This is a genomic window from Noviherbaspirillum autotrophicum (assembly GCF_000818395.1).
Classification (GTDB): Bacteria; Pseudomonadota; Gammaproteobacteria; order Burkholderiales; family Burkholderiaceae_D; genus Noviherbaspirillum; species Noviherbaspirillum autotrophicum.
Genome location: NZ_JWJG01000028.1, coordinates 3,722,935 through 3,739,203, shown reverse-complemented (window position 1 = coordinate 3,739,203; position 16,269 = coordinate 3,722,935). Strand labels below are relative to the sequence as shown.

The 16,269-nt window shown below is 58.4% G+C and carries 15 protein-coding genes and 3 tRNA genes; 8 read left to right on the top strand and 10 right to left on the bottom strand.

Features of this window, described 5'->3' with window-relative positions; translation table 11 throughout:
* Positions 1-37 precede the first annotated feature (37 nt).
* The gene (locus TSA66_RS18660) at positions 38-682 is read left to right on the top strand and encodes a cysteine hydrolase family protein (RefSeq protein WP_040041057.1); all 645 of its coding nucleotides are present in this window, start codon (positions 38-40) and stop codon (positions 680-682) included.
* Between the two features lie 64 nt (positions 683-746).
* On the opposite strand, the gene purU is transcribed toward TSA66_RS18660, so the two are convergent.
* Positions 747-1,616 (bottom strand): formyltetrahydrofolate deformylase, encoded by an 870-nt coding sequence (gene purU, locus TSA66_RS18655; RefSeq protein ID WP_040041056.1) that lies wholly within the window; start codon positions 1,614-1,616, stop codon positions 747-749.
* 193 nt (positions 1,617-1,809) lie between these two features.
* The gene (locus TSA66_RS18650) at positions 1,810-2,346 is read right to left on the bottom strand and encodes a bactofilin family protein (RefSeq protein ID WP_040041055.1); all 537 of its coding nucleotides are present in this window, start codon (positions 2,344-2,346) and stop codon (positions 1,810-1,812) included.
* Positions 2,347-2,635: 289 nt separating this feature from the next.
* Between TSA66_RS18650 and TSA66_RS18645 the strand changes: the two genes are divergently transcribed.
* Positions 2,636-3,670: an NADP-dependent oxidoreductase gene (locus TSA66_RS18645; RefSeq protein WP_040041054.1), complete on the top strand. Its 1,035-nt coding sequence runs from the start codon at positions 2,636-2,638 to the stop codon at positions 3,668-3,670.
* Between the two features lie 72 nt (positions 3,671-3,742).
* Here the strand turns inward: TSA66_RS18645 and TSA66_RS26350 are convergent, their stop codons facing one another.
* The 8 genes from TSA66_RS26350 to apbC form a co-directional block, all read right to left on the bottom strand.
* Positions 3,743-4,297 carry a hypothetical protein gene (locus TSA66_RS26350; protein WP_232429492.1) on the bottom strand — a complete coding sequence of 185 codons (555 nt, stop codon included), beginning with the start codon at positions 4,295-4,297 and terminating at the stop codon, positions 3,743-3,745.
* Between the two features lie 46 nt (positions 4,298-4,343).
* Positions 4,344-4,919 (bottom strand): elongation factor P, encoded by a 576-nt coding sequence (locus TSA66_RS18635; protein WP_040041052.1) that lies wholly within the window; start codon positions 4,917-4,919, stop codon positions 4,344-4,346.
* Positions 4,920-5,024: 105 nt separating this feature from the next.
* Positions 5,025-6,221 carry an elongation factor P maturation arginine rhamnosyltransferase EarP gene (earP, locus tag TSA66_RS18630; protein ID WP_040041051.1) on the bottom strand — a complete coding sequence of 399 codons (1,197 nt, stop codon included), beginning with the start codon at positions 6,219-6,221 and terminating at the stop codon, positions 5,025-5,027.
* A 134-nt stretch (positions 6,222-6,355) separates the two neighbouring features.
* A tRNA-Glu gene (locus TSA66_RS18625) sits at positions 6,356-6,431 on the bottom strand.
* Between the two features lie 229 nt (positions 6,432-6,660).
* Positions 6,661-6,736: transfer RNA gene (locus TSA66_RS18620), tRNA-Glu, on the bottom strand.
* 38 nt (positions 6,737-6,774) lie between these two features.
* A tRNA-Ala gene (locus TSA66_RS18615) sits at positions 6,775-6,850 on the bottom strand.
* A 59-nt stretch (positions 6,851-6,909) separates the two neighbouring features.
* Entirely contained in the window at positions 6,910-8,304 is a 1,395-nt protein-coding gene (gltX, locus tag TSA66_RS18610) for a glutamate--tRNA ligase (protein ID WP_040041050.1), read from the bottom strand.
* Between the two features lie 94 nt (positions 8,305-8,398).
* Positions 8,399-9,487, bottom strand: a complete 1,089-nt coding sequence (gene apbC, locus TSA66_RS18605; protein ID WP_040041049.1) for an iron-sulfur cluster carrier protein ApbC — start codon at positions 9,485-9,487, stop codon at positions 8,399-8,401.
* A 158-nt stretch (positions 9,488-9,645) separates the two neighbouring features.
* Here apbC and metG point away from each other — a divergent pair, with 158 nt between their 5' ends.
* The 6 genes from metG (at position 9,646) to panC (ending at position 16,251) form a co-directional block, all read left to right on the top strand.
* The gene (gene metG / locus TSA66_RS18600; RefSeq protein ID WP_040041048.1) at positions 9,646-11,724 is read left to right on the top strand and encodes a methionine--tRNA ligase; all 2,079 of its coding nucleotides are present in this window, start codon (positions 9,646-9,648) and stop codon (positions 11,722-11,724) included.
* A gap of 43 nt (positions 11,725-11,767) precedes the next feature.
* Complete coding sequence (locus TSA66_RS18595; RefSeq protein WP_040041047.1) at positions 11,768-12,247, top strand: GNAT family N-acetyltransferase; 480 nt, start codon at positions 11,768-11,770, stop codon at positions 12,245-12,247.
* A 137-nt stretch (positions 12,248-12,384) separates the two neighbouring features.
* Entirely contained in the window at positions 12,385-14,094 is a 1,710-nt protein-coding gene (locus tag TSA66_RS18590) for a SulP family inorganic anion transporter (RefSeq protein ID WP_040041046.1), read from the top strand.
* A 166-nt stretch (positions 14,095-14,260) separates the two neighbouring features.
* Positions 14,261-14,470, top strand: coding sequence for a DUF3460 family protein (locus tag TSA66_RS18585; protein ID WP_040041045.1), 210 nt, complete (start codon positions 14,261-14,263; stop codon positions 14,468-14,470).
* A 29-nt stretch (positions 14,471-14,499) separates the two neighbouring features.
* Positions 14,500-15,351 carry a segregation and condensation protein A gene (locus TSA66_RS18580; protein ID WP_040042754.1) on the top strand — a complete coding sequence of 284 codons (852 nt, stop codon included), beginning with the start codon at positions 14,500-14,502 and terminating at the stop codon, positions 15,349-15,351.
* A 60-nt stretch (positions 15,352-15,411) separates the two neighbouring features.
* Positions 15,412-16,251, top strand: coding sequence for a pantoate--beta-alanine ligase (gene panC, locus TSA66_RS18575; protein ID WP_040041044.1), 840 nt, complete (start codon positions 15,412-15,414; stop codon positions 16,249-16,251).
* The last annotated feature ends 18 nt before the right edge of the window (positions 16,252-16,269 follow it).

The following is a 16,269-nucleotide window of genomic DNA, read 5'->3' as shown; positions in this document are numbered from 1 at the left end:
GGGCGTGTGATGCCCGCAACAACGAAAGGAGAACAACATGAGTACGACACCACGGCGCGCATTGCTCGTCATCGACGTTCAAAACGAATACGTCACCGGCAACCTGCCGATCGAATATCCACCAGTCCAGAGCTCGCTTGCCAACATTGGCCGTGCAATGGATGCTGCGCACGATAACGGCGTGCCCGTTATCATCGTGCAGCAGACGGCTCCGGAAACGTCGCCATTGTTTGCGACGGGCTCTGAAGGATGGAAACTGCATCCCGTCGTTGCGGAGCGCGGGCACGATCACTACATCAGCAAATCCCTGCCGAGCGCCTTCACCAACACCAACCTCGCGCAATGGCTGAATGACCGCCAGATCAATACCCTGACCGTGATCGGCTACATGACGCACAACTGCGATGCCTCGACGATTATGCACGCCGCACATGCCGGGTTGCAGGTGGAATTTCTGACCGATGCGAGCGGATCGGTGCCTTATGAAAATGCGGCCGGCAAGGCCAGCGCCGAGGAAATCCATCGCGTCATGAGCGTGGTATTCCATTCGCGCTTTGCGGCAGCGACTACGACGGCTGAATGGATAGAGGCGGTACAGGCAAACTGCGCGATCCGGTGCGACAGCATTTACGCGTCCAATCAGCGGGCGCGCGCACCAGCCTGTCTGGCGCATGCCAGCTGATTGACGGCTAGCGGCTCCCCGGTCGCCGGGTAGGAACCTGGCAGACCGGGCGAAACGGGAGGCACTACTTGAATACGACTGTCTTGTGGCCGTTCAGCAGAATGCGGTGTTCGACAAACCATTTCACGGCGCGCGCCAGCACGACGCATTCGACGTCGCGCCCGATTGCCGTCAGCGTGTCCGGCCCCATCGCATGGTCGACACGTTCCACGTCCTGTTCGATGATCGGACCTTCGTCGAGGTCGCCGGTGACGAAATGCGCGGTCGCGCCGATCAGCTTTACGCCGCGCTCGTGCGCCTGGTAATACGGCTTGGCGCCCTTGAAGCTAGGCAGGAACGAGTGGTGGATATTGATGGCCCGCCCTTTCAGCGTCGTACACATTTCCGGGGACAGGATTTGCATGTAGCGCGCCAGCACCACCAGATCGATATTATTCATCCGCACGATTTCCATCACCCGTTCTTCCTGCGCACGCTTGGCTTCCGCCGAAGCGCCGGCAGCCAGCGGCAGATGATGGAACGGGATGTTGTAACTGGCGGAGAGCTGGTAGAAGTCAGTGTGATTCGACACAATCGCCGGAATTTCGACCGGCAGCAAACCGCTCTTGTAGCGGAACAGCAAGTCATTCAGGCAGTGGCCGATCTTCGATACCATCAGCATCATGCGCGGCTTCTTGTGTGCATCATGCAACTGCGCATCCATCTTCAGCTCGGCCGCCACCTGCGCGAAATCGGCGCGCAAGGTCGCATCGCTCACCATCGGGTCTTCTGCAGCAAAATGCACGCGCATGAAAAACAGCTGCGACAGGGCATCGCCGAACTGGGCAGAGTCAATGATATTGCAGCCGTGCTCCGCCAAAAAACCCGAAACGCGATGGACAATGCCGCGATGATCAGGGCAGGACAAGGTGAGAATGTATTCCGGGTGCGTCATGGTGACCGATTGAAATAGCGCAAGTCAAAGACAGCTATTGTCGCATGGCTTCACTGGAAACAAAAAACCCGGATCGCGCAATGCGCGTCCGGGCCATTCTGAATGCGCGGTCTCGACAGCCGGCCGCGGCGGAAATGCGATGTTATGCACGCCGCCAAGCATGGCAGCGCATTTTCTTCAACAACGTCAGCACTTAGCCGACCTTGGCAACAGACAAGCCTTTGGAAGCTGCACCAGTACCGACCTGGATGTCGCCGGACAGCTGGCCGCCCTCTTCGATCACGACCTTGCCGTAACGGACCTTGCCGGAGACCTTGCCGGTCGAATAAATGACCAGCTTCTGACGCACGGTCAGGTCGCCATCGAAATCGCCATGGATTTCAGCGATATCGATTTCGGCAGAGCCCTTGAATGCCCCGCGCTCGGAAATCTGGATCACGCGCGAATCGATGGTCGCTTCGACGCGGCCTTCCACGACCAGCGTGTCGCAGTCGGTGATTTCGACACCCTTGAGCTTGATGTTGGGGCCGACGATCAGCTTGCTGCCGCCTTCGGCGGTGCTGGAAGAGATCGACGACGACTCGCTGCCAGAGGAACCGAGCGGGCTGGTGACCGATGCCATGGTCTTGTTCATGCCGGTTCCGGCGGGGACAATGCCGCTGGCGGTGTTGAGAGGGGAATTTGGCGTGTTGGATTCGCGTTTGCCAAAAAGCGTTTCGGAACGAAGCATGTGATCTCCTGAAAATGAATTGCGTAGTAGAACGTGACTTTTGCGATGACATGGAAACGACGCATGCGGCATTCCCTGTCGAAAACGAGGCAACGCTCAACTTGCGTTTGCGCTGCAGGAAGCTATCTCCCCACCTCTTGAGTCGCAGCAACGTCGCGGCTCCCTGCTTGGTCCTTATGCCGCAGGGAAAGTTCCGAAATTTTTTCCTGCGTTACATTTTTTACCAGAAAAGCACGACCGTTCCATTTCGTGTATATTTATCGCGCCCCTACACCTCACTGGAGACATGATGACCACAACAACCCTGAGCAACCAACAGATCCACCTAGCCGCCCGCCCGGTCGGCATGCCCAAGCGCAGCGACTGGAAATTGACGTCCGAACCGGTGCGCGACATTACCGACGGCGAGATCGTCGTCAGGACACTGTACCTGTCGCTCGACCCGGCGATGCGGGGCTGGATGAATGAAGGGAAGTCGTATATCCGCCCGGTCGCGATCGATGAGGTAATGCGCGCCGGAGGCATCGGCAAGGTGGTGGCATCGAAATCGCCCCGGTTTGCGGTTGGCGACTATGTGTCCGGCAGTACTGGCGTGCAGCAGTACTGGGTCGGCCCGGCGGACGACAAGAGCGCAGCATTTTACAAGATCGATCCAAAGGCCGCGCCGCTGCCGAAATACCTGAATGCGCTCGGCATGCCCGGCATGACCGCCTACTTCGGCCTGCTCGAAGTCGGCCAGCCGAAAGCGGGCGAGACCGTGGTGGTGTCGGGTGCGGCCGGCGCGGTCGGTCAGACCGTCGGCCAAGTCGCCAAACACAAGGGCTGCCGCGTGGTCGGCATCGCCGGCGGCAAGGACAAGTGCGATTTCGTGGTCAACGAACTCGGTTTCGATGCCTGCATCGACTACAAGAATGAATCGGTGCGTGAAGGCTTGAAGAAGCACTGCCCCAACGGCGTCGATGTCTATTTCGACAACGTCGGCGGCGACATCCTGGACGATGTGCTGGCACGCCTTGCAATGAAGGCGCGCATCGTGATCTGCGGCGCCATCTCGCAGTACAACAACACCTCGCCCGTAAAAGGCCCGGCCAATTACCTGTCGCTGCTGGTGAATCGCGCGCGCATGGAAGGCATCGTGGTATTCGACTATGCGGATCGCTACCACCTCGGCATTGCCGAAATGGCCAAGTGGATGCAGGAAGGTACGTTCAAGACGCGCGAGGATATCGTCGAAGGATTGGAAAACTTCCCGGAAGCGCTCTTGATGCTGTTTGAAGGTAAGAACTTCGGCAAGCTGGTGCTGCAGGTCGCAAAGGACGAATAAACCCTGTATTAAATCAGTATCATCGTCTCATGGTTTGCCCCTTGCCCGTTCGGGAAGGGGCTTTTTTTCATCTCAATGCATGGGCCGGCACTGGCGCAGTTCGCATCGCGCCATGAATACCTTCCCATTGTCGCATTGCATGCGGTAAACCTCGACCGGCCCCTTTACGGTAAGTAGCCCGGCGCCAGCGCTGCCGGCACAATCATGCTGCCTTGCGAGCCGCTCCACAGTGGTTGATGAAACGCCAGAACGGAATTCGACCTTCTCCACTTCCACTCGTCCGGCATTGTCTTCGACGATCATGCGATAAGCGGCTGCAGTCACGGCATTGGCATGCCTTTCCTGCTCTGTATCGGAGGCCACGGCCTGCTCTGTCCGCGCCGCATTCCCGCTGCCAGCGGGCAGCAGTGAGCAACCGGCAATCAATGCCGAAGCGGCCAGCGCAAGAAAATGTATTTGTCGTGTCATCACTGTTTGCTCCTTTGTACCCGCGCAACGCCTGAGGCGCACGCATTCGTCGGCGAACGTTACATTGCAATCCAGGCTCGCCTCAAAGTCGGCAAGTTTATACTGCGCAGAATCAAATACGCAAAGCGAATAACTGTGAAAGCCGGAATTGAATGGCAAAAAAAAACGCTGCCTGTATCGGCAGCGTTTTCTTGAGTCTGACGACTTAGTTGCGTACGACGCGCTTGTACTCGTTGGTACGCGTGTCGATTTCAATCACGTCATCCGTGCTGACAAACAGCGGCACTTGAACAGTATGGCAATGCGCTTCGATCGCGTTTTCGATCTTGGCTTCCTTCAGGACGTTGCCGGAAGTATTGCCCTTGACTGCAGGCTCGGAGTAAATCACCTTGCGAGCGATGGTGATCGGCAGCTCAACGGAGATTGCCTTGCCGTCGTAGAAAACGGCTTCGCACTCCATGCCGTCTTTCAGGTAATGCAATGCATCGCCCAGGTTTTCTTCTTCGATTTCGTACTGGTTGTATTCCTCATCCATGAACACATACAGCGGGTCGGCGAAATACGAGAAGGTGACCGGCTTCTTGTCGAGAACGACGACGTCGAACTTGTCATCGCCACGGAACACGTTTTCCAGAGGTGCATTCGTCAGAAGATTTTTCATCTTCCATTTGTAGGTGAAGCCCGTGCGGCTCGAACCATTGACGTCGGAACGCAGAACGATAAAAGGCTTGCCGTCAACCATAATGATGTTGCCAACACGAACTTCTTTTGCAGGTTTCATAGTGAGTGTACGTAAATAATAAGTTGCGTAAAAATCTGCCGCTTCATGGCTAACGGCGCCGAGCTTACGTTTGACTGAAATCAAACGAAATAGATTAACCGCCCATTATACCCCGGTTTTCTCGACTTCAGCCTGAAGCGATCCAACAAACCTGAGTAAATTCGAGACCAAATCACCGTTTGCAAGTAACTGTCCACGCCATTCCGCAGTTCTGCGCGCAATGCTGGGCATATCCGCTTGAAATTGACGCCATAATGCGGGCCAGCTGGCCCGCTCTTCCACGTTCTCCGTATCTGCATCGTTCCACCGCAGGGAGAGCGCATTTACGCTTTCAAAATCGGCTGAATAGCGCTGCAGGAAAGCGCGCAACTTCACATGATGCAGATTCTTTTCCTGCGGATAGATATGCCAGATAAACGGCTTGCCCGCCCAATGCGCGCGCACGAAGGAGTCTTCGCCACGTACGAAATTCAGGTCACATGCCCACAACAACCTGTCATAGTCCGGTTGCGCGACAAAGGGCAGAACCCGCACCGTCAGCGCACCGCGGGTTCTTGCGACTCCCGGCTTCGCCTCCTCCGAAAGAAATGCCCCCACCGCCTCCGTCGCCACGCCCTCGGGCACGAGGCATGTGACCGGCGCGTCGCCGCCCTGCCAAGCTTCAAACAACGCGGCAACAGGCGCATGCGGATAACAGAACAATGACACGTTCAGCGAAGCGATTTCCGTCGACGCGCCCCCGAACCGCGCAAGAAAGTCAGCCACCGCATCCTGATCCGCCTGAAACTGGCCGCGCAATTCTTCCAGCGCAGATTCATGAAGCAATCCGCCCGTTTTACTTGTGAACCCCGGGAAGAAAAAATGTTTCGTCAATGGCAGGCGAGGATGCGACGAAGGCAAGGTATGGCAACCTTCAACCCACGCCTCAGCACTCAAGCCTTCCAGGTTAAGCCATACCGGGCGCGGCTGACATTCAGCCATCGCGGAAATATAACCAGGAGGAATATCGCAACCAAAAAATTCAATGACGATATCGGCGATATCATCAACAGAAAATACTTCGTCCTGATTGCGCCAGTGCCGCACTGTCACATTCAATATCTCCTGGACTTCAACGTCGGTCAGAACCTCCGGGCAAATCCGGCGAAAGCTGCGCAAATCATCGACCCACAAAGTGACGGCGATACCATGCTCCTGCTGCAACTGCCTGGCTAAGCGCCAGCAAATGCCAATATCGCCAAAGTTGTCGACGACCTTGCAAAACAGAGCAAGAGATGTGGCTTGGATTTTATTGGATGACATTTTTCGACGAGAGTGTTACAGCACACGGCGGCCTAAAATTGGCTTTGGCGCCTGCACGGCACATATTCATGCATGAAATGCTACCGAAGCGGCCGGAAAAAGAAAAACGCCACGCAGTTGCGTGGCGTTTTGTCTGGCGTCCCCACGGGGATTCGAACCCCGGTTATCGCCGTGAAAGGGCGGTGTCCTAGGCCTCTAGACGATGGGGACAGAAATCTGTCGTTACTGCAGCCTATCAATCCTGCGATTATAGCACATTTCTTTGCAGCATGTTTTCGATCGAAACAGCGACCTCTCACATGCTGCCAGTTTGTTTTTCGATCTTGCCGAAAAACGAAAGCGTAAATGCATGGAGCACTATGCAAACAACACGAAGCGCTCACCCTAAAAGAAAAAAGACTTGGCAGAACTCTGCCAAGTCTTTTTTGCCAGTATGTCCTGGCGTCCCCACGGGGATTCGAACCCCGGTTATCGCCGTGAAAGGGCGGTGTCCTAGGCCTCTAGACGATGGGGACAGAAGCCGTTCTTCGTAACCTTCAATGATCTCTTGAAGTGGTGGAGGTAAGCGGGATCGAACCGCTGACCTCTTGCATGCCATGCAAGCGCTCTCCCAGCTGAGCTATACCCCCTTGCGAAGAAACGAGAGTATAGCAAAGTTTTTTCTCCCGTGTAAATCCTCTTTCGACGATTACCCGATAAATTTCTGCAAGCGCGCCAACACCGTTTCGCGACCAAACAATTCCAGCACCGCGTCAATCGACGGCGTCTGCAATTGGCCGCTCACCAGCAGTCGCAAAGGCATGGCCAGCTGTGGTGTCTTCAGCTTGTGCGCGGCAAGCACTTCCTTCATCGCGGCAGACAATGCCGCTTTGTTCCACTCCACCGTTTCGCACACGACAGAGAAGCGTTCCAGCGCGGGCTTCACCGCATCGGTGATGTGCTGCGCGATCAATGCCGGATCTGGCGCCGGCTGGCGGTAGAACAACATCGCCGCCTCCGCCAGTTCATTGATCGTGTTCGCGCGCTCCTTTAAGAGCGCGATCACCGCCTGCAAGTTCGGCGCACCATCGAACTGGGCGCCGTCCTGCTCCATCAGTGGGCGCACCAGCGCTTCCAGGCGCGCATTGTCGGACTGCTTAATGTAGTGGTTGTTCAGCCATGCCAGCTTTTCCGGATTGAATTGTGCCGGCGACTTCGACAGGTGGTCGACATCGAACCACTGGCAAAACTGCTCCATCGAGAAAATCTCGTCGTCGCCATGACTCCAGCCCAGACGCGCGAGATAGTTCAACATGGCCTCCGGCAGATAGCCTTGCGCCGGATAGTCCATCACGCTCACCGCGCCGTGGCGCTTCGACAGCTTCTCGCCGTCGGCGCCGAGGATCATCGGGACGTGCCCATATTGCGGCAGCGGTGCACCGAGCGCGCGCAGGATGTTGATCTGGCGCGGCGTGTTGTTCACGTGGTCGTCACCGCGGATCACGTGGGTCATCTCCATGTCCCAGTCATCAACCGCAACGCAGAAATTGTAGGTCGGCGTGCCGTCCGGGCGGGCGATCACCAGATCATCGAGCTCGCGGTTGGAGATCGTGATCGTGCCTTTCACCATGTCGTCCCAGGTCACATCGCCATCAAGGGGATTCTTGAAGCGCACCACCGGCTTGCGGCCTTCGGGGATCGCAGGCAGGGTCTTGCCCGGCTCCGGGCGCCAGGTGCCGTCGTAACGCGGCTTTTCGCCGGCGGCGCGCATGCGCTCGCGCATCGCCTCGACCTCTTCCGGCGACGAATAGCAATAGTAGGCCGTGCCGGCCTCCAGCATTTGCGCGATCACTTCCCGATAGCGGTCCATGCGCTTCATCTGGTAGAACGGGCCTTCGTCATGCTGCAGACCGAGCCAGTTCATGCCATCCAAAATCGCCTGCACCGCTTCCGGCGTGGAGCGCTCCAGGTCGGTGTCTTCGATGCGCAGGATGAAGGTGCCGCCGAAATGGCGGACATAAGCCCACGAAAACAGCGCCGTGCGGGCGCCGCCGAGATGGAGATAGCCGGTCGGGCTGGGAGCAAAACGAGTGCGGACAGTCATGGCAAATAAAAACGGCCTTGGGATGCCAAAGCCGTGTTAGATAAAGATAAAGAATGCGCTATTTTACCTTGTCAGCAACAAGGATGAAACGCGATCAGTCGTTCTTGATGACGATGTTCGGGAACTTGCTGGTCATGTCCTTCGCCTTTTCCGCGACCTTCACCGCCACCTTGCGTGCAATTTCCTTGTACATCTTCGCTACCGGACCGTCCGGATCGGCTACCACAGTCGGCTTGCCGGAGTCGGTCTGCTCTCGGATCGACATCGTCAGAGGCAATGCGCCGAGGAAATCGACTCCGTAGTCCGTGCACATCTTCTGTCCGCCGCCCTGCCCGAAAATCGGTTCCGCATGGCCGCAGTTCGAGCAGATATGAACGCTCATGTTCTCGACGATGCCGAGAATCGGGATGTCGACTTTCTCAAACATTTTCAGCCCCTTGCGCGCGTCGAGCAGTGCAATGTCTTGCGGCGTGGTAACGATCACCGCGCCGGTGACCGGCACCTTTTGCGACAACGTGAGCTGGATATCGCCTGTGCCCGGCGGCATGTCAACGATCAGATAATCGAGACTGCGCCAGTTGGTTTGCTCCAGCAGTTGCTGCAGCGCCTGCGTGACCATCGGCCCGCGCCACACCATCGGCTGGTCCGGGTCGATCATGAATCCGATGGACGATACCTGCAGCCCGTAATTTTCCATCGGCTCCATCGTTTTGCCGTCGAGCGACTCGGGCTGCCCCGAAATGCCCATCATCATCGGCTGCGACGGACCGTAGATGTCGGCATCGAGAATGCCGACCGACGCCCCCTCGGCAGCCAGCGCCAGCGCCAGATTGACAGCCGTGGTCGACTTGCCGACGCCGCCCTTGCCGGAGGCAACCGCGATGATGTTCTTTACGTTCGACAGCAGCTTGACACCGCGTTGCACCGAATGCGCGACGATTTTCGACGACACAATCACATTGACATTACCCACTCCCGGTAGGGCGCGAATACTGTCAGTGGCGGCTTGGCGGATAAGTTCGATCTGGCTCTTGGCGGGATAGCCGAGCTCGACGTCGAGTGTGACGTCGGAACCGCTTACCTGGATGTTTTTGGCGGATTTGCCGGTGATCAAATCTTTGCCGGTGTTCGGATCGACCACCGTCGAAAGTGCGGCCTTCACGGCTTCAGCGTTAATGCTCATTACTTCTCCTGAAATTTGTTGCAAATAAGTCTAAACGAATTCCCGGCCTGGACAAGTCGATTACGCGCATTGTTTGACCGCCAAATCCAGCCATTAGAGCCACCTCGGCGCCGCTGCACTGCTAAAATGGCAGTTTTTCCTTCAACAAGCATTGCCAAATGAGCACCACACCGCACCGCAAGCTGTTTGTCACCACCGCCCTGCCCTACGCCAACGGCGCGTTCCACATCGGCCATATCATGGAATATATCCAGGCTGACATCTGGGTACGCTTCCAGCGAATGCAAGGCAACGAGGTGCATTTCGTCGGCGCGGACGATGCCCATGGCGCGCCGATCATGATCGCGGCGGAAAAAGCCGGCGTGACACCGCAGGAATTCGTCGCGAAAATCGCCGCCGGCCGCGCCCAGTACCTCGACGGCTTCCATATCAGCTTCGACAATTGGCACTCGACCGACGCGCCGGAAAACCATGAATTATCGCAGGACATCTACCGCCGTCTGCGCGACCATGCGGAATTAATTACCACCAAGACCATCGAGCAGTTCTTCGACCCGGTCAAGAACATGTTCCTGCCGGACCGCTACATCAAGGGCGAGTGCCCGAAATGCGGCGCCAAGGACCAGTACGGCGATTCCTGCGAGGTATGCAGCGCAGTATACGCGCCGACCGACCTGAAGAATCCTTATTCGACGCTGACCGGTGCGACACCGGTGCTGAAATCGTCCGAGCACTACTTCTTCCAGCTGTCCGATCCAAAATGCGTGGAATTCCTGCGCGAATGGACGCAGACGCCGAACCGCCTGCAGCCGGAAGTCGTCAACAAGGCCAAGGAATGGCTGGAAGGCGATGAAGGTCTGGGCGACTGGGATATCAGCCGCGACGCGCCCTATTTCGGCATCGAGATTCCAGATGCGCCGGGCAAGTATTTCTATGTGTGGCTGGATGCGCCGGTCGGCTATCTCGCATCGCTCAAGAACTACTTCGACAAGACCGGGCGCGACTTTACCGCCTTCATGAATGATGCCTCGACCGAGCAGTACCACTTCATCGGCAAGGACATCATCTACTTCCACACGCTGTTCTGGCCGGCGATGCTGAAGTTCTCCGGCCTGAAGGTACCGACCAATGTGTTCGTGCACGGCTTCATCACGGTGTCCGGCGAAAAGATGTCGAAGTCGCGCGGCACCGGCATTTCGCCGCTGCGCTACCTGGAACTCGGCATGAATCCGGAATGGCTGCGCTACTACATCGCCGCAAAACTCAATGCGAAGGTGGAAGACGTCGACTTCAACCCGGACGACTTCGTCTCGCGCGTGAATTCCGACCTGATCGGCAAGTACGTCAACATCGCCAGCCGCGCGGCCGGCTTCATCACCAAGCGTTTCGGCGGCAAGCTCTCCGACGAGGTGACCGGCGATGCGGCAATGACCTGGCGGCTGCGCTTCGGCGAAAACGAAGCCGCGATCAAGGATGCGTTCGAGGCGCGCGAGTACGGCAAGGCGATCCGGCAGATCATGGCGCTGGCCGACGAGGTCAACCAGTACGTCGACACCAAGAAGCCGTGGGAACTGGCCAAGGACCCGGCAAACAACCAGGAATTGCAGGACGTGTGCAGCAACCTGCTGCGCTCGTTCTACTGCCTGACGATCTATCTCGCGCCGATTCTTCCCGCACTGGCGGGCAAGGTCTCCAAGCTGTTCGGCATCGACCACGACCTGACTTGGGCGGATCTGCAGACGATGCCGCATTCGATCAGCACCTTCGAGCACCTGATGACGCGGGTTGATCCGAAGATGCTGGATGCATTGTTCGAAGCCCCGGAACAGCCTGCCGCCGCGAAGGCTGCCGCCGAAGAAGCGCAAAGCGCGGGCACCGCGATCGAGCCGCTCGCGCCGGAAATCAAGATCGACGATTTCGCCAAAATCGATTTACGCATTGCCAAGATCGTCAACTGCGAGCACGTCGACGGGTCCGACAAGCTGCTGCGCCTGACGCTCGACGTCGGCGAGGGCCGCACGCGCAACGTTTTCTCCGGCATCAAATCGGCGTACAAGCCGGAAGACCTGATCGGCAAGCTGACCGTGATGGTCGCCAATCTGGCGCCGCGCAAGATGAAATTCGGCATTTCGGAAGGCATGGTGCTGGCCGCATCCGCCGCCGATGAAAAATCCAATCCAGGCATTTATGTGCTGAATCCATGGCCGGGCGCCGAGCCCGGCATGCGGGTGCGCTGACCGTGCCTGGGACTGGCATGAGCGGCAGTCGCCGGGGGCGGGCATGAGCGTCCTCGTTCGTGAAGCCGTCCTCGACGACGCCCCCTTGATCGCCGAACTGACCCGTGCAGCCTGGTCTGGCAAGGTCGCCGCCACCTCGAGCGGACATCATGAAACGGCAGAGCGGGTCGTGCAGCACCTGCAGCAAGGCGGCGGATTCATCCTGCTCAAGAACGACATGCCGGTCGGCTCGGTACGCTGGATACCGCTCGATGGCGAAGCAAGTGTCTGGGAAATCATGCGCATGGGCGTGCTGCCGGCATATCGCGGCGAGCATCTGTCCCAGCACCTGCTGGAAGCGGTCATCCATCGGGCACAGACGGCCGACATTGGCGAGCTTCGACTGGCGGTGCGTGCCGATCAGCCGCGCCTGCTGGACCTGTATGCGGCATTCGGTTTCGAGTTCGCGCCCGAACTCGAATATACACATGCCAATCCGGCCGAGCCCGCGCCGACCGTCATGCGCCGGCTGCTTGGCTACTGACGGAATAGCCACACCGGCGGGCAGTTTGATGTAAATGCTTGGCGTACCTGTTGTCATGGGTGCAAAATACTTGCACCTATGGCCGACATCGGACTTGCATTGCCGTCGCGCCAGCCTGCCCTGAGGAGCACGATTGCATGAACCTGCCTAGCATCGGCTTTCGCCCCCGCCTGCTCGATTCCCTGAAAGACTATGACCGCACGCGCCTGATGGCGGACGTCAACGCCGGCCTAACCGTGGGCGTCGTCGCGCTGCCGCTGGCGATGGCATTCGCGATTGCTTCCGGCGCCAAGCCAGAAGCCGGCATCTTTACCGCGATCATCGCCGGCTTCCTCATTTCCGCACTGGGTGGCTCGCGTGTGCAGATCGGCGGCCCTGCCGGGGCCTTTATCGTCATCATTTACGGCATCATCGAAAAATACGGCCTGGCCAACCTGCTGATTTCAACCATTTTCGCCGGCATGCTGCTGTTCGCGATGGGCGTGTTCCGGCTGGGATCGCTGATCCGCTATATTCCGGTGCCGATCGTGATCGGTTTCACCAATGGCATCGCTGTGCTGGTGGCGTTGTCGCAGCTGAAAGACTTCCTCGGGCTGAAGATCGACAAGATGCCCGGCGACTTCTTTGCGCAGATCAAGGTGCTGGCGCTGCAGGTACACACGCTGGACGTCACGACGCTCGCGCTGGCCGGCGCATCGCTCGTGATCATGTTCAGCTGGCCAGCCGTGTTCCGCGTCCGTGAAAATGGCACCCGCAGCATGCTTTACCGGCACCCGCGCCTGATGCAATTGCTCAAGCCGCTGCCCAGCCCGATCATCGTGCTGATATTGAGCACATTGGCCGTGACGCTACTCAATCTGCCGGTTGCGACCATCGGCACGAAGTTTGGCGGCATTCCGCAGGGCTTGCCGCAATTTCAGCTGCCCCAGTTTTCCTGGGTACTGGTCAAGCAGCTTATCGCGCCGACCGTCACCATCGCCCTGCTGGGCGCGATCGAATCGCTCCTGTGCGCCCGTGTCTCGGACAACCTGATCGGCGACCGGCACGATCCCAACCAGGAATTGATGGCGCAAGGCATTGCCAATGTCGTCACCCCATTCTTCGGCGGCCTGCCTGCGACCGGTACGGTAGCCCGTACCGTCACCAATATCCGCACTGGCGCCACCTCGCCGATTGCCGGCATGGTGCATGCGCTTACCCTGGTTTCGATCGTGCTGATCGCTGCGCCGCTCGCAAAGAATATTCCGCTGGCGGCGCTGGCGGCAATCCTGCTGCACGTCGCCTACAACATGGGCGAATGGCATGAATTCGTCCGCCTCGTTCATTTTTCGCTCAACTACCGCATCCTTCTGCTGTCGACTTTCCTTCTGACGGTAATCATCGACCTGACGGCGGCGGTGGAGGTCGGCCTGGTGCTGGCATGCGTATTCTTCATTTACCGGGTGTCGAGCCTGACGCGCATCGAGCGCCTGGCGCCGGAATCCCTGCCCCATCCAACCGCTTCCGGCGTTGCCGTGTATTCGATTTTCGGCTCACTGTTTTTCGGCGCGGTCGGCAAGATGGAGGCTCTGCTCGACCCGCAAGCCGCACCCGGGGCCGCAATGATCCTCAAGATGCAGCAGCTGATCAATCTCGACACCACGGGACTCGATGCACTGGAGACGGTGCACAGGACGCTACTTGCACGCGGCTGTCAGCTGATCCTGGTGGGACCGAATCACCAGCCGCTCAGCCTGATGACGCGTACCGGCTTTCTCGACCGGCTTGGAGCGGAAAATTGCGTGGCCGACCTTGCTCATGCACTGGACCGGGCCAATTTCCTCGCTGGGGCAAAAGCAGCCGCCTGAGTTCGATATACCGAAACAGGCACGCTCCCGCTTCAGAGATAATTGGGCCAAGACTGGCAGCGACAGTTACCAAATAAACATGTATTTATAAAAGCATTTGTTTAGCGGAAAGCATGTCAACCCGATGTAAAATACCGCCTGCTTTTCCATTGCGATTGAAGACACCATGAAATTCAGCAAGCAAGATACGCGTTACGAATCCGAATTCACGAAGTTCCTCAAGGACCTCAAGCAGAAAGATCCGACGCTGGAACAAAAGCAGCGCGAAGGCCGTGCCCTGCTGTGGGACAAGGCGCCGCTCGACCTCGACGCCCGCCAACGTGCCGAGGCATCGCGCATCAAGCAGCAAGCTTACGTCTACCAGACCAAGCACTGAGTGTGAGCACGCCGCAGGACGCTCTGCTGATGCACCTGCCTGCCGACGCCCCTGAACAAGCGCTCGCAAGCCTGCCCGACTCCATGCCTGACGCGGTCGACGGAGTGGCGCGGGCCAAGCTGTACGGCGAGCCGCTGTTCAAGCTGCCCAATGACTTGTACATTCCGCCGGACGCGCTGGAGGTTTTCCTGGAAGCGTTCCAGGGCCCGCTCGACCTGCTGCTGTACCTGATCCGCAAGCAAAACTTCAACATCCTCGATATTCCGATGGCGCAGGTCACGCTGCAGTATCTGGAATATGTCGAACAGATCCGTTCTCATAACCTGGAGCTGGCTGCGGAGTATCTACTGATGGCAGCCATGCTCATCGAGATCAAGTCGCGCATGCTGCTGCCGGTCAAGAAGAACGAGAACGGCGAGGAAGCCGAAGATCCGCGCGCCGAACTGGTGCGCCGCCTGCTGGAATACGAGCAGATGAAGGTCGCAGCGCAGCAGCTCGACACCCTGCCGCAACTGGGGCGCGATTATGTGCGCGCCCAGATCCATATCGAGCAGAGCATGGTCACCCGTTGGCCGGAAGTCAGCATCAGCGAGTTGCAGGCAGTCTGGGGCGATATCCTGAAACGTGCCAAACTCACCGCGCACCACACCATCACCCGCGAAGAGCTTTCCGTGCGCGAGCACATGACCGCTATCCTGCGCCGCTTGCAGACAACCAGGTTCGTCGAATTCGCCGACCTGTTCGATCCGTCGCGCGGTGTGCCGGTGGTGGTGGTCAACTTCATCGCGTTGCTTGAACTGGCAAAGGAAACCTTGATCGAGATCACGCAGGCAGAAGCCTTTGCGCCGATCTACGTTCGTCTGGCTTATTCTCCGACCTGATTTCTTCACCCCGCGCCGCATATTCCACTATTCCGGCATTTTGATGTAGCAAGGCCTGCCATGAAAATCATTTCCTCCATCGACGAGTTGCGCGACCAGTTGCGCGGACAACTGCGCACCGCATTCGTACCCACCATGGGCAACCTGCACGAAGGACACCTGTCGCTGATGCGGCTGGCGCGCAAGCACGGCGATCCGGTGGTTGCGTCGATCTTCGTCAACCGGCTGCAGTTCGGCCCCAACGAGGATTTCGACAAGTATCCGCGCACCTTCCAGGCCGACGTCGAAAAGCTGGAAAAGGAAGGCGTGTACGTCCTGTTCGCACCGACTGAAAAAGACTTGTACCCGGAGCCGCAGGAGTACCGCGTGCGCCCGCCGGACGACCTGGGCAATATACTGGAAGGCGAATTCCGCCCGGGCTTTTTCACCGGCGTCACCACGGTCGTGCTGAAGCTGTTCTCCTGCGTGCAGCCGCGCGTGGCCGTGTTTGGCAAGAAGGATTACCAGCAGTTGATGATCGTGCGGAACATGGCACGGCAATTTGCGCTGCCGACCGAAATCATCGCGGCCGAAACCTACCGCGCCGACGATGGTCTGGCGCTGTCGTCGCGTAACGGCTACCTGTCGGAACAGGAACGCGCGGAGGCGCCGGAGCTGTACCGCCTGCTCAATGAAGTCGCCGCAGAAGTACGCGCCGGCCACCTCGACATGTTCGAGCTGGAGCGCCACGCGGTGGCAAAGCTGGCCGCGCGCGGCTGGAAGCCCGACTATATCTCGATTCGCAAGCGCGCCGACCTGCAGCCGCCGTCCGCCGGCGACTTGGCGCAAGGCGCCCCCCTGGTCGTGCTGGCAGCCGCCAAGCTCGGCACCACCCGCCTGATCGACAATCTCGAAATCTGATTGCCGCCGCCAGGCACG